16 protein-coding genes are annotated in these 13,617 nt (G+C 48.8%); 11 read left to right on the forward strand and 5 right to left on the reverse strand.

The genetic code is table 11. The features are described 5' to 3' along the window. The first annotated feature begins 30 nt into the window (after positions 1-30). From VD907_02295 to VD907_02305, 3 genes are read left to right on the forward strand one after another with little or no spacing between them, the layout of a single operon-like run. Positions 31-516 carry a phosphatase PAP2 family protein gene (locus VD907_02295; GenBank protein HYG83682.1) on the forward strand — a complete coding sequence of 162 codons (486 nt, stop codon included), beginning with the start codon at positions 31-33 and terminating at the stop codon, positions 514-516. Positions 517-533: 17 nt separating this feature from the next. Beyond that, positions 534-1,037 carry a hypothetical protein gene (locus tag VD907_02300; protein HYG83683.1) on the forward strand — a complete coding sequence of 168 codons (504 nt, stop codon included), beginning with the start codon at positions 534-536 and terminating at the stop codon, positions 1,035-1,037. Positions 1,038-1,055: 18 nt separating this feature from the next. Beyond that, positions 1,056-2,126 (forward strand): DNA recombination protein RmuC, encoded by a 1,071-nt coding sequence (locus VD907_02305; GenBank protein HYG83684.1) that lies wholly within the window; start codon positions 1,056-1,058, stop codon positions 2,124-2,126. A gap of 68 nt (positions 2,127-2,194) precedes the next feature. Here VD907_02305 and VD907_02310 read toward each other — a convergent pair whose 3' ends face one another. Beyond that, complete coding sequence (locus tag VD907_02310; protein ID HYG83685.1) at positions 2,195-2,947, reverse strand: aquaporin; 753 nt, start codon at positions 2,945-2,947, stop codon at positions 2,195-2,197. Between the two features lie 166 nt (positions 2,948-3,113). Between VD907_02310 and VD907_02315 the strand changes: the two genes are divergently transcribed. Genes VD907_02315 through pheT form a run of 4 tightly spaced genes read left to right on the forward strand, consistent with a single transcriptional unit; the run spans position 3,114 to position 7,781 of the window. Next, positions 3,114-3,995: a ZIP family metal transporter gene (locus VD907_02315; GenBank protein ID HYG83686.1), complete on the forward strand. Its 882-nt coding sequence runs from the start codon at positions 3,114-3,116 to the stop codon at positions 3,993-3,995. Positions 3,996-4,003: 8 nt separating this feature from the next. Beyond that, positions 4,004-4,231: a hypothetical protein gene (locus tag VD907_02320; GenBank protein HYG83687.1), complete on the forward strand. Its 228-nt coding sequence runs from the start codon at positions 4,004-4,006 to the stop codon at positions 4,229-4,231. A gap of 50 nt (positions 4,232-4,281) precedes the next feature. Continuing rightward, positions 4,282-5,292: a phenylalanine--tRNA ligase subunit alpha gene (locus VD907_02325; GenBank protein ID HYG83688.1), complete on the forward strand. Its 1,011-nt coding sequence runs from the start codon at positions 4,282-4,284 to the stop codon at positions 5,290-5,292. Continuing rightward, positions 5,292-7,781, forward strand: a complete 2,490-nt coding sequence (gene pheT / locus VD907_02330; protein HYG83689.1) for a phenylalanine--tRNA ligase subunit beta — start codon at positions 5,292-5,294, stop codon at positions 7,779-7,781. Before VD907_02325 ends, pheT begins: the two co-directional genes overlap by 1 nt. Positions 7,782-7,856: 75 nt before the next feature. Here the strand turns inward: pheT and VD907_02335 are convergent, their stop codons facing one another. Continuing rightward, positions 7,857-8,120, reverse strand: a complete 264-nt coding sequence (locus VD907_02335; protein ID HYG83690.1) for a hypothetical protein — start codon at positions 8,118-8,120, stop codon at positions 7,857-7,859. A 195-nt stretch (positions 8,121-8,315) separates the two neighbouring features. Here VD907_02335 and VD907_02340 point away from each other — a divergent pair, with 195 nt between their 5' ends. From VD907_02340 to VD907_02350, 3 genes are all read left to right on the forward strand, one after another. Further along, positions 8,316-8,864, forward strand: coding sequence for an FKBP-type peptidyl-prolyl cis-trans isomerase (locus VD907_02340; protein HYG83691.1), 549 nt, complete (start codon positions 8,316-8,318; stop codon positions 8,862-8,864). A gap of 85 nt (positions 8,865-8,949) precedes the next feature. Continuing rightward, positions 8,950-9,204 (forward strand): glutaredoxin family protein, encoded by a 255-nt coding sequence (locus tag VD907_02345; GenBank protein HYG83692.1) that lies wholly within the window; start codon positions 8,950-8,952, stop codon positions 9,202-9,204. Between the two features lie 12 nt (positions 9,205-9,216). Next, the gene (locus VD907_02350; GenBank protein ID HYG83693.1) at positions 9,217-10,155 is read left to right on the forward strand and encodes an FAD-dependent oxidoreductase; all 939 of its coding nucleotides are present in this window, start codon (positions 9,217-9,219) and stop codon (positions 10,153-10,155) included. Here the strand turns inward: VD907_02350 and VD907_02355 are convergent. Continuing rightward, positions 10,152-10,841, reverse strand: a complete 690-nt coding sequence (locus VD907_02355; GenBank protein ID HYG83694.1) for a glycerophosphodiester phosphodiesterase — start codon at positions 10,839-10,841, stop codon at positions 10,152-10,154. The genes VD907_02350 and VD907_02355 overlap by 4 nt on opposite strands. 84 nt (positions 10,842-10,925) lie before the next feature. Between VD907_02355 and VD907_02360 the strand changes: the two genes are divergently transcribed. Beyond that, positions 10,926-11,462 carry an inorganic diphosphatase gene (locus tag VD907_02360; protein HYG83695.1) on the forward strand — a complete coding sequence of 179 codons (537 nt, stop codon included), beginning with the start codon at positions 10,926-10,928 and terminating at the stop codon, positions 11,460-11,462. Positions 11,463-11,664: 202 nt separating this feature from the next. Here the strand turns inward: VD907_02360 and VD907_02365 are convergent, their stop codons facing one another. Both VD907_02365 and VD907_02370 read right to left on the reverse strand, forming a co-directional pair. Next, entirely contained in the window at positions 11,665-13,143 is a 1,479-nt protein-coding gene (locus tag VD907_02365) for a RelA/SpoT family protein (protein ID HYG83696.1), read from the reverse strand. 75 nt (positions 13,144-13,218) lie between these two features. Further along, positions 13,219-13,602 (reverse strand): hypothetical protein, encoded by a 384-nt coding sequence (locus VD907_02370; GenBank protein ID HYG83697.1) that lies wholly within the window; start codon positions 13,600-13,602, stop codon positions 13,219-13,221. Between the last annotated feature and the right edge of the window lie 15 nt (positions 13,603-13,617).

The raw sequence follows: 13,617 nt of genomic DNA on the forward strand, positions 1-13,617 counted from the left end.
TGCCTGGGATGTAGCGTATACTAAGGGTGTATGAACCCCGAACTTCTTATTCGTATACTCGCCGATTACACGCTGATTATTATTGCGCTACTCGGTGCCTTTGCTTTGCTGTTTCGCGTACCAAATCGGCAGCGTCTTCAGGCTTATTCTAGGATTGTTATGGCTGGCCTAACAGCGCTGTTGATCGCCAAGCTCGTGGCGGCTATTTGGCAGCCGTCAGAAGTCCGGCCGTTTATTGAAAAAGGGGTCGAGGCGGGCGCCGCATACTTAAACAATCCTGGTTTTCCATCTGATCACGCCTTGTTTGCCGCGGCGATTGTGCTGGCGGTATATTTTGAAACACCAATGAAGAAATTGGCGCTGGTACTGGGCGGACTGACGCTTTTAATGGCGCTTGGACGGGTGCTGGCGCTGGTGCATACACCGCTCGATATCGTGGGCGGGCTATTATTTGCGGCAGTTGGAGCTTTATGGTACGCTTCAGATCCTACTCGAGGTAGTAAATCGGCGCGCTGAGGCGTATACTAGGGGTAATGAACGACCAATCGCAGGAATCACCAGAGGTAACTACCAAGGAGGCCACTTTTATCCGGGCCGAAGCGCATCCTTCTTGGAAATATGCGCTTGTTGGTGTGGTTGTTGGTGGCAGTACACTCGGGTTGGCGCTGCTGCTCCGCGAATTTGTGGTAGAACCCTGGACTTGCGGCTCGGCAGATGCGTTTTCGATGTGTTCCAATGCCGGCGCGCTCGCCTATAATATTGCAACCGTCCTCAGTGCGGTTATTGGTACGGTCTTTTTAGTAAAGTTGCTGGCTTTTCGGCCGCTGCTGATTGCGATTGCCAGTGCCGTGACGCTCTGGGGGCTGCAAGGATTTATTGGTTCATTCGTTTGGTATGAAGCATTGCTGTGGATTGTCGGATTGTACGCTCTATCTTATTGGGCATTTGGCTGGATGCTGCGCCTGCACCATTTTCCGATGGCACTGCTACTGGCTGTAGCGGTGGTTTGCGCAGCACGAGTGGCGCTGAGCGCTTAAAGCTCGTATACTAGAAGTATGGAAATTATTGTTGGGCTTCTGATTATCTTACTACTTGTTGTTGGGGTGGTACTGTTTTTATTGTATCAACGATTAAACGACTTAAAGTCGAACACGGCCACCGATTTCTTAAAACAAGATATTACCGAGCTCGCCCGCGGGATTGGTGATTTACGCGACGGACTGCAGCAAACCATGATGGATCGCCTTGATCGCAATCATGTGTCAATGCAGCAGCAGTTGAGCGAAAGCGCCAAGATTGTAGCTGATGTGACGCAGCGTCTTACTAAGCTCGATGAAACCAACCGTCGGGTTGTTGATGTCGCCGACGAGCTCAAAACTTTACAAAATGTACTACAAAACCCAAAACAGCGTGGTGTTTTTGGCGAGTATTATCTTGAAACGGTGCTATCAAACGTTTTGCCGCCCGGACGATTTCAGATGCAGTATAAATTTAACGATGGCGTGATTGTTGACGCTGTTATCTTCCTCGATAGAAATCAAGTACTGCCGATTGATAGCAAATTTAGCCTAGAAAACTACAACCGATTGATTGAAACGACCGATAAAGCCTTGCGCGACAAACTTGTTACGCAGCTAAAAGCCGACTTAAAACTGCGAATTGATGAAACCAGCAAGTACATCCGGCCAAACGAAAATACCATGGATTTTGCTTTCATGTTTATTCCTAGTGAGGCGCTGTATTATGACTTATTGATTAATAAAGTTGGTGTGACCGCGGTCGGCGCGCGCGATTTAATTGAATACGCTTTTCGTGATAAGCGGGTTATAATCGTCAGTCCAACCAGCTTCATGGCGTATCTGCAAACGGTGCTGCAAGGCCTCCGGAGCTTACAAATCGAAGAACAAGCGAAAGATATCCAAGTGCGCGTGGGGCAACTGAGTCGCCATCTTGAAGCTTATGATACCTTTATGCAAAAACTTGGTAACAGCCTGAGTACTACTGTTAACCATTACAACACCGCTAACAAAGAGCTACAGAAGATCGATAAAGACGTCGTTAAGATTGCGAAAACTCAACAAGTAATTACGCCACTGATTGTGGATCGGCCGCAAAAAGACGAATAGCTATTAGAAAAATGCTATAAAAACACCCCCAAGCGATTTTGGGGGTGTTTTTGTATGTAAGGATTTACTTACGATTCAATTGGCTGTGCAGCTGGTTCTTGAGGGGTAGATTTTTCAACCAACTTGAAGATCAAGAAACCAATAATGGCACCGATAATTGGGGCGATAACATGCACGGCAATTGGCCACAGTTCAAATTTGAGCGCTTGCAGCGACAGTGCAACGGCAGGGTTTAAAATTGCAGTTGAACCTGCAAGAATCAAACCAATCATAAGTCCGCCGGCAACACTGAAGGCTGAAGTAAAGCGTTCGCGCTTTTCAGTCAGTGCGTGGGCCACAGCAAAACCGAGAATAGACGCGCCAAGTATTTCAGCAAAGAAGGCGTACCACTCTTTACCTTCGGTTAAGGCAGCGGCTTTAAATAGCTCGGCTTGTTGCATCTGACCGGTGACGGCATTCGGCTGATCAGGTACGCCGCCAAGCAGCCAGCTCAGCGTAATGAAGGCTAGCATTGCACCAATGATTTGCGCCAAAATGTAGCCAAGTGCACGGAGCGGGGTCAGACGTCGGACCATGGCAGCACCAATAGTAAGAGCTGGGTTTAAGTGGGCGCCAGATATACCGCCAAGAATCGCTACTAATGCTGCGATCGCAAGAAAAATATAGAGCGGCTGGCCGCTAGTCGTGATAATAACCCCTGCTAGTAAAAATGTGCCGATAAACTCAGCGGCAAGCGGTCCAATTGGCAGATTTTTCTTACGAGCTGGTGCTGTGTCGCGAACTGGCTCGTTGTTGGGCGCTGATTGTTCAGCCGTGTCCATATGTGGATCCTCCTATAATTCTTATGTATACCATAGTATATCACGGCTCGTAATTTAGAAATAATTGCCGCCTTCGAAGAAGCTTAAAATTGCATCATTGTTGCAAATTACTTGTGGATTTGTATCAGATTTGTCGGGTGAGCAAAAACTTCTTACAATACTTCTCATGGAAAGTTCATGGATTTTAGTAATAAGCGCCGTGCTCGCCGGCGCACTGGTATCGTTAGCGGGTGGATTGTATTTACTGTATGGAAAGGTAAGCAACAAAAGCGTCCAGCGAATAGCCGTGCCGTTTGCGGCCGGCGCGCTTTTAGCTGCTGTCTTCCTTGATTTGCTGCCAGAGGCGCTTATCCGCGAGGATGCCAGGGTAATTTCAATGGCGGTATTGGCCGGGTTTGTTGGTTTCTTTATATTAGAGCGGTTTTTGCACTGGTTTCATCACCATCGGAAGCACGCTGAAGGCCAGGAAGAACGCTCAACTCGTTCGTCGGCGACCACCTTGGTGGTTATTGGCGATACGGCGCATAACTTTATTGACGGCTTAGCGATTGGTGCAGCCTTTTTGGTCAGCCCAATTACTGGTATTATCACCACAATTGCCATTGCGGCACATGAAATTCCGCAGGAAATTGGCGATTTTGGACTATTGCTGTCGAAGGGCGTCAAGCGCTCAAAGGTGCTGCTTTTTAACGCCCTTAGTGCGCTAGCGACAATTGTGGGTGCGGTCCTGGTATTTGGCTTAGGCGAACATTTCGTCATTCCGCAGGCAATGCTACTTGCAATTACTGCCGGCTTCTTTATATATATTGCCGCCTCAGATATCGTACCGGCTATTCACGCTGAACCAAGTACCAAAGTCGCTAATCTGCAAACGCTGATACTGCTTGGTGGTATGCTATTTGTAGGGATGACGACCACTTTGGCGCATCAATTTATGCACCATCATCCAGAAGTGCATGTTGAAGAAGGGCACCATGAGCCTGGTCATGACCACGAACACCACCACGAGCACGAAGGATCTCATCACGAGGAATATCATCACGAATAGGAGGGCATATGGCATTATTCGTACAACAAAAGAATCAGCGCAGCGAGCTACAAGAGAAACTGGCTGCTGAAATGAAAGACCGCATGCAGCAGAAACTAAAAGCCGATACCGAATCGCAGCCGGCGATGCTTGATGGCCAAAACAAAACACGGCCGGCGGGGTTGATTATACTGGCACTGATTACGCTGTTGGTGATTGTCGGGATTATCGTCGCGACCATACAAAACGGAAATTAGCTTTCAACGCTAGCGCGAGAGGCGAGCTTCTCGTATACTTGTAGGTAATTATGAACGACATAGCATCCATTCGCGAGGCGTTATTAGAACGTATTGCCCGAGACCCCGAGCCAAGAACTGTTTTGAAGGCAGCTGAATTTAAAGAGTTGTACAAAAAACTAGCCAGCCTGCCGCCAGAAGAGCGGGCTTCGTTTGGTAAGGCAGTTAACGAACTCAAGCAAGCACTTGAAACAGCCATTGCCGAAAAAGAAACCAAAGCCACTACCGAGGTTGAGCCTCTTGACGTCACCGCCCCTTGGGACCCTAACCTGCCCGAAGCCCAGCGGCCACAGTTGCTGCCAGCCGAACAAGGTACCCAGCACCCTCTGACCACTGAGCTCGAAAAGGTGATCGATATTTTTACCCGCATGGGATTCCGGGCGATCGAATCGCGACAAATCGATGACGACTGGCACATGTTTGGCGCCTTAAACTTTCCTGAAAACCACCCCGCTCGCGATGGTTACGATACTTTTCGTACCGAAGAAGGATTTATCCCCCCCGCCCACACCAGCACTATGCAGACGCGCATTATACGTGAAGGAAAAGCGGCGCTTGAAAAAGGCGAAGCAATCGCGAGTGTTAGTTACGGCCGGGTGTTTCGTAACGAAGACCTTGATGCCACGCATGAGCACACGTTTTACCAGGTAGAAGGGGTGTATGTCAGTAAAACCGCTACCTTAGCTGAGATGCTCGCCACCTTACAGAGCTTTTTTGAAGCTTATTATGGCCAATCGCTTAAAATCAAAACCCAGCCTGGTTACTTTCCGTTTGTTGAGCCTGGCCTTGAGTTTATGATTGAAAAACCGGCTGCAATTGGCGGCAAGCCAGGGGAATGGCTCGAGATGCTCGGCTGCGGGATGATTCACCCTAACGTCTTGAAAGCTGCCGGCGTTAACCCCGAAGAGTATCGTGGTTTTGCTTGGGGCGGCGGCCTCGAGCGACTGGTGATGCTCGCTTACGGCATTAATGACTTACGGTACTTTGAATCTGGCAAACTTAGCTTCTTGAGGAAATTCTGATGATTATAAGTGTAAATTGGTTAAAACAATTTGTCCCCATCGACCGACCGATCGATGAGCTGGTAGCTTTAATTGGCAGCCGACTAGTTGAAGTTGAAGAAGTGATTGATCTTGGCGCCAAATATCAGGGAATAATCGTCGCTCAGGCAAAAAAAGTGACGCCTCACCCCAATGCTGACCGCCTAAAAGTGGTAATGATCGATGACGGTAGAGCTCACTCGGACGTCGAACGCGATGCAGATGGTTTGGTGCAAGTTGTCTGCGGTGCGCCTAATGTGCAAGAAGGCATGCTGGTTGCCTGGCTGCCACCAGGGGCAATGGTGCCGGCGAGTTTTTCTGATGCTGAGCCATTCGTGCTTGAAGCTCGCCCGCTGCGCGGTATCAAAAGCAATGGGATGCTCGCCAGCGCTAAAGAGCTAGCAATTGGCGACAACCACGACGGGATCGTGGCCATCGATAAGCAGGTTGCACCGGGCGCTCCTTTTGCCGAGGCCTACGAACTCAACGACTACTTGCTTGATATTGAAAATAAATCGCTAACCCACCGGCCAGATTCCTTTGGTTTAATTGGTTTTGCACGCGAAATCGCCGCTATTCAAGGGCTGCAGTTCACGACACCTACCTGGTTTACCATGCTCGAGCCAATTCTGGCTGGAAAAACACCAAGCGACAAAGCCGAACCAACCGTTACTATTGCCAGCCCCGATATCTGCGAACGTTACCAGGCAGTGGTGCTAGCGAATGTTGATGCTGCCATGCAATCGCCGCTGCAGGTGCAGTCGTATTTATCACGGGTTGGGGTGCGGCCAATTAGCGCGGTAGTTGATGTGACAAACTATTTGATGCTTTTAACCGGCCAGCCGCTCCATGCGTTTGACTATGATAAATTTGTAGCTGCAAGTAGCACGGGTAAGCCTGATGTGGTGGTCCGAACTGGCCATGACGGCGAGAAGCTCGAGCTGCTTGATGGCCGCACCATCACCCTTACTTCAGAAGATATTGTTATTGCCGCCGGTGAAACACCTGTCGCGCTCGGTGGCGCCATGGGCGGCGCCTCAACCGAAATCAGCAGTGATACAAAAAATGTCTTACTTGAAGCCGCCAGCTTTAACCTATATAACCTGCGGGCCACCCAAATGCGCCACGGCATCTTTTCTGAGGCAATTACGCGCTTCACTAAGGGCCAGCCGGCACCTATAACCGCACCAGTGCTTGCCAGTGCCATTAGAATGCTGACTGATTTCACTGGCGCAAAGCGAGTTTCCGAAGTTATAGATATTTATCCACAGCCCGAATCGACGCGCATATTACGCCCACAGCTGCAAAAAATTAATGCCGTGCTTGGCACTGATTTATCCCTAGAAGCCGCTGCCACGCCGCTGCAGCATGCCGAATTTATAGCGACGCCCGAAGGCGACAAGCTAATCGTTGCCGTGCCATACTGGCGCAAAGATATTGCTATTGACGAAGATGTGATTGAGGAGATTGGCCGAGTTTTGGGGTATGATACCATCATCCCGCAGTTACCGCTGCGGACCTACCGCGCAGTCCACCCTGAGCCATTCGACCAATTCAAGCAAGGCTTACGCCAGCGCCTTACGAGCGCCGGTGCTAACGAACTGCTGACTTATAGCTTTGTACACGGTAAAGTCCTCGAACACGCCGGGCAAGATGCAGCCCAAGCTTTCCGGATTACCAATGCAATCAGTCCTGAGCTGCAGTATTATCGTTTGAGCCTCACCCCGAGCTTACTAACAAAAGTGCACCCCAATAGCAAGCAAGGCTTTGATTATTTCGCGCTGTACGAAATTAATAAAGTCCATCAAAAAGGCATGATGGATACCACCGAACCAGAGGTGCCCGCCGAATACAGCCGGTTGGCGCTGACGCTAGCGGCGAGTAAAAAAACCGCTGCCTTAAAAGGCAGTGCCTACTACCAGGCAAAGTATTTCCTTGAGTTTCTGCTAAAAGGCCAGAAGCTTTCCTTTGAGCCGCTCGCCAGCAACGATTCACCGCTTGCTGCGCCGTTTCAAGTTGGTCGAAGTGCCACGGTACTTATGGCTGGGCAGCCAATTGGCGTGGTGGGTGAATATACGGCAGCTGCACAGAAGAACTTTAAGCTACCCACATATGCTGCCGGGTTTGAGCTCGATCTGGACGTGCTTTATAAAAACTATACGTTTATGCAGGAATTTACACCACCGCCACGCTTCCAGGGCACAGAAAAAGACGTTTGTGTGCAAGTAGCGCCCGATCGCTCGTACGCTGAAGTTGCAGCGGTGGTGCAATCTGCGCTTAAGGACAGTCCTTTCCAGTGGCAACTTTCACCGCTTGATATGTATCAGCCGGCCGATGCAGCATACAAAAATATTACCGTGCATCTGACATTGCATGATCCGATTAAGACAATCGATCTTGAAGAGGTCAAGCAACTTATTACCGCAATTGAAACGGCGGTGGACAAACAGCTACAGGCTAAAATTGTATAACGTATCCAAAAAAGCTAATACTTTAGCTTCTTTGGATACGTGGACAGAGCGGCTCTGTACACGTATGCTCACGGTTTAGGTGGAATTAACCAGTTGAGGGCTGAGCCACAGCACAATAAAAAATGTACTGAAGCCAGCTACTAGTAGCCCTATCCATGTCATGCGATCGCCCGAGCCGTAACGGCCAAGAACACGGATGAAATACAACACCAGGCCAAGAACGGCGAGCGCGCCCGCTACCACCCAGCCTGGGCTGCCGTACTGAAGCCCGGCGACGGTTACACCAGAGAATGCCCCGATGGGCACGCCAAAAAAACCTGCAGCTTTTGCTCCGTTCATGAGCAAACCTCTCTGTCCTATTACACTTGCCGTAAGGTAAATGCTTGTTAATTATATATTATTTAACGTATTAGTCAATTAATGTGCGTTTACTATGAATGAACCCTACGAAGCACCCTGGGCGAGATTAGAGTCGACTTTTCAGCTGCAATTCGCTATAGTGATTACTAGTTTTGAGTTATATAAGGAGGGGAAATGAGCACAAGTCGCGCCCAGCGAATCGGTATTTGGACCATTGCAATCGTTATGGCGGTTGGTACGATTGGCGGTTACTTTTTAATTATCGTTGAAAACGAAAACCGTAATCGAATCGCGCAGCAGGCACAGGAGGAGCAGCAAAAAGCTCAAGAGCGTGCGAGCAAGCCAGCTGAAGCTTTGCCGGGCTACAAAGCCGAAAAATTTGATGCTAAAAAGGTCAAAGAGCTAAAAACCGAAGACCTGAAAAAAGGCAATGGCAAAGAGGTTAAAGAAGGCGCACAGATTGAAGTCAATTACTTTGGCTGGACGCCGGATGGTAAGATTTTTGATAGCACCAACCGCGGTGGCGAAGTAGAACCTATTGGCTTATCGCTAGGCGGGGTGATTGAAGGCTGGAGCAAAGGATTAGTCGGCGCCAAAGAAGGAAGTACTCGCAAACTAATTATTCCCGCTAAGCAGGCTTATGGCGAACAAGGTTCAGGTAGTAGCATCCCACCAAACACCCCACTGACCTTCATTGTCGAAATTACAAAAGTTACTTCTTAAAAACAACATATAGCGCCCTGTACATATTGCGGGGCGCTATATATAATGTAAGGCAGAGAAAAACAGAAAAAGGGGATAAGCGCTTATGGCCAAAGACATTACTATTTATACTTCAAACACTTGTGCATCGTGCCGAACGATAAAGCAGTGGCTCACCACCAAAGGCTATACCTACAGTGTTATAAATATTGACGAAGTGCCAGAAGAACGCCAAAATATTATTTCCCTTACCGGCCGAATGGAAGTGCCCGTAACGGTGGTCAGCGATCAAGAGCAGGACAAAAAGGCTGTAACAGTTGGTTGGAAGCCGGGCGAAATTATGGCTGCTTTGGCCGCTTAGATTGAGAATTATATGAATGAAGATACAATTCATGATGTGGTAATGATTGGTGCTGGGCCAAGTGCGCTAGCTGCTGCCGTGTATACTACTCGCGAAGATATTGAAACCCTCCTTATTGAAAAGGGGGCTATTGGTGGGCTAGCGGCGGTCACGGATTTAGTTGATAACTACCCTGGCTTTCCAAAGGGTATTCATGGCCTCGAACTAGCCGATCAATTGCAGGCGCAAGCCGAGCGTTTTGGCGCCAAGATTGACTTTGGCGAAGTAACTGGCCTCGAAGATAAAGGCGAGATAAAAGAAGTTATTACCACTGAAGGCACGTTAAAAGCCAAGGCTGTACTAATTGCGACTGGCAGTGACTACAAAAAGCTGAAAGTACCAGGAGAAAACGAATTCTATGGTCGCGGCGTGCATTTTTGCGCCACCTGCGACGGTGCTTTTTACCGGGATAAACGATTGGTAGTGGTTGGTGGCGGGAACTCGGCTGTGCAAGAAACTATTTTCTTAACGCGGTACGCCACGCATATCGACATGCTGGTGCGCAGCAGTATCAAGGCTAGCGATATCCTGCAAAAAGAGCTACAGGGCTATATTGATGCCGGGAAGGTCACCGTGCACCTGAAAACCACCATCGACGAAATTGTCGGCGAAGATAATAAAGTCACCGGTGTGAAAGTCAAAAAAGATAGCCAACCTGAAACTATTGCCACCGACGGCGTGTTTGTTTTTATTGGCCTGCTCCCTAATACCGGCTTTCTAAAAAGCACCACGATCGCTCTCGATGAACAGGGCTTCATTAAAACCGATGGGCACCTTATGACGACGCTGCCCGGTGTGTTTGCCAGTGGTGATGTCCGCAGTGGCGCCACCATGCAAATTGCCAGCGCGGTTGGCGAAGGTGCGACTGCCGCCTTGAATCTTCGTGAATATATAGAAGGCCCCCTGCGCTAACGAGGCGGGTCGGCGAATTTATTTGGAAAGTCAGTAACGATGCCATCGACGCCGAGCTTCTCAAGTGCCGGCAGCGCTTGCGGCCGATTCACTGTATAGACATAAACAAATAAATCGAGGCGTTTTGCGACCTCTACTGCTAGTTTGGTGATCCGCAAGCGATGAAACCCGACAGCCGAAAGTCGCAGCTTTCGTTCGTGCGCAATAAACGCTAGCGGATTCAGCGAATGGAGCATTGCAAGCTGGGCTTTGGGAATGGCTGCTCGGATAGCTTTCAATGCCCGGACCGAAAACGACGAAAAAATAATTGTGTCCCAGTCGGAACGTTTTTTAATGTACTTTTTTAAAACTTCTAGCGTTGGCGCTACGGCGCTGTGCTGTTTTATCTCAATGTTCAGCATAACTTTCCCAAAAGCCTCACGAAGCGCATCATCGAGGGTGACAATGGGGTGTTCCGAACCAGCAAAGCGTTTTCGAAGTTCGCTAAGGGTGTGTCGTTTAATAAAATCGAGCTTTTTTTGGGTCCGGACGGTATGGAAGTCGTGGCTTAAAATCGGTATGCCGTCTTTGGTGGTTCGCACGTCAAATTCAATTATATCGGCACCAGCTTTTATGCCGGCTCGAATGGCAGCAATCGAATTTTCAGCGCGCAAACCAGCTGCTCCACGGTGGCTAATAACTATCATGTCACTAGTGTATCAGATGATGCAAGTAAGGCCATGAACTTATGCTATACTACTTCATGATAAGGCAGTAACGAAGGAGTAATAATGGCTGATTTTAACAAAATTCTCGATGCCGGTGATGTCGATGGTGGCATCATTAATGTAATTAATGAAATTCCGCTTGGCTCAAGCCATAAAATTGAATGGAACCGTAAGCTGGCAGTTTTTCAGCTCGACCGTGAAGAGCCCCAGATTTTTGCTAAGCCAGTAAACTATGGTTTTATTCCGCAAACACTTGATGATGACGGCGACGAACTTGATGTGCTAATCTATACCAGCTCTGGCGAACCGATTCCAATGGGTGTTTACCTTGAGGGGCAAATTATTGGCATTTTGAACTTTGAAGACGACGGCGAACAAGATCACAAAGTAGTGGTGGTGCCAGCCGATGATCGCAACAACGCTAACGCGATTACCAGTTTAGATGACCTCGGTGAGCAGTGGAAGAAAAAGATCGAACACCATTTTAACCACTATAAAGACCTTAAGAAACTTGGTTCAACCAAGGTGCTTGGTTGGGGCGATGCTGAAGAAGCGAAAGCAACAATTAAGGAGTGCATTGAGCGCTGGCAGAATCAGTAGTAACTAGCTTGAAAGCCGCCACCCAGGGAGTTGCCTCCTGGTGAGCGCACTTTTTAAAGAACCTTCCACTGGAAGGTTCTTTAAGCGTTCGGCTAGAAATCGATTATTACAATCGATTCTACAGGCTCACCAGTAGGCAACTCCCTGGGTGGCGGCTTTGATTTCTAAGAACGTAACTCACAATTTCTGGCAAATATTTAGCTCAATTCAACAGAGACGTCTTCTTTAGCTGACTCTTCAGTTTTTCACGCGCATGATTAGTTTTCACGAGTTCCAGCCAGGCTGGCTTTGGGCTACTCAGGCGTTTTGTCAGGATTTCAACCACGTCACCAGCTTTTAGCGGGGTGTCAAAAGAGGCAATCTTGCCATTAATCTTACAGCCAGCAGCGTGCTTAGCAATATCACTATGGACCAAGTAGGCAAAATCCAGCGGCAGTGCGCCTTCAGGTAGGTTGTAAATGTCGCCCTTTGGTGAATACACAAAAATACGATCACCAAACAGGTCAATTTTGAGCTGGCTCAATGGTACATCTTGGTTGACTTTTAATTTGATGGCAATTTCTTGCAGCTGGGTGATCCACTGCAGTTCCATGGGCAAAGCGGCGGTACGGCGTTTTTTGTAAGAGGAGCTGCTTTTTTGGGCATGGTAATGAAAGCTGGCGGCCAGCCCGCGTTCGGCGTATTCGTGCATGTCATGGGTGCGAATCTGAAACTCGACAATTTGCTTATTAGGGGTAATAACCGTGGTATGTAGGCTTTGGTAGCCATTCGGTTTTGGTGCCGCAATGTAATCTTTAATGCGGGCAATCATTGGCTGGTACAAGCTATGGAGAATGCCGAGCACCTTATAACAAGCCGCGTGATCTTCAACGATAATCCGTAGGGCAATCAGGTCGTAGATATCGTCAATGTTCCCATCAACTTTATGGAGCTTTTTATGGAGACTATAAATGCTTTTGATGCGGCCGTCGATGGTGTGCGGGATGTGTTCACGGCGGAGTGTCGCGGCAACTTCTTGGCGCACTATAGCCAGCTTGCGATGTGATTTACCGAGCCGGTCTTTCATGAGCTTTTTAAGGTGCTTAAATTCTCTTGGTTCAATGTAGCTAAACGCCAGTTCTTCAATCTGCATTCGGACCCGCCCCATACCAAGCCGATCTGCCAGGGGCGCAAATACCTCAAGGCTCTCGCGGGCGATTTTTTGTTGTTTTTCCGGCGGCATGTGCTGTAGAGTGCGTAAATTGTGGAGCCGGTCGGCGAGTTTTATGATAATCACCCGCACATCCTGACCAACAGCAATCAGCAATTTGCTTAAATTATCTTTGGTTTGCGGAAGGTAGCTAGAAATATCGCGCATACCTGCCCGGGCTTGGCTTACTTTTGTGACACCGTCAACTAAAAAGGCAACGTTGCGGCCGAATAAGTTTTCGATTTCTGCTAACGTCGCAGCGGTGTCTTCGACCGTATCGTGGAGCACGCCCGCGAGAACCGTGTCGATATCCATGCCCCAATCAATCAGCGTATCGGCGACCGCCAGTGGATGCGTAATGTACGGCTCGCCACTTTTGCGCTTTTGCCCGCGGTGTTTTTCAGTGGCATAGTCAATCGCGTGCTCGAGCTCAGCGAGCATATCTTCGGCATAAAAGGGTTTTGCGCTGGCTAGCAGGTCGCGTTTTTTCATAGCTACTATTATAGAGTATTTCTTAATGGAGGCAGAATTAACTGAGGTCTAGAGCTTTGCTCCAGACCTCTACTGCTATCCCTGCGAGCGGAAGTACTCTAGGATTGCTCGCAGAATAGCTGCATGTTGGCTTGGTGCTAGTTCAGCCGCAGACTTTCGAGCCAATTCTTGAATTTTCTGTGCATGCTCGGCGCTATGCTCCGGAAAAACCGCCGGCGGCACCGGCAGATCAGTGTGATATGTCTTCCATCCTGAGCTAGACTTTTCAAGACGAAAAAGAATGGAATTTCCAGATATCTCCACCTTAAGCATGAGCGGATCAGACGTAAAAAGCGTGGCTTCTCTGCGCTGGCCATCAAGTATAACCGGCAAGGTAGGCTTTTTACTAGCGGTTCCAGATGCTTTAAGCGCCTCGAGGAACTTGTTTACATCCTCGTTGTGAATCGAAAGCTTAACCATAGCCGCTCCATTCGC

The sequence above is a fragment of the Verrucomicrobiia bacterium genome (assembly GCA_035629335.1).
Taxonomy (GTDB): Bacteria; Patescibacteriota; Saccharimonadia; order Saccharimonadales; family Saccharimonadaceae; genus DASUUR01.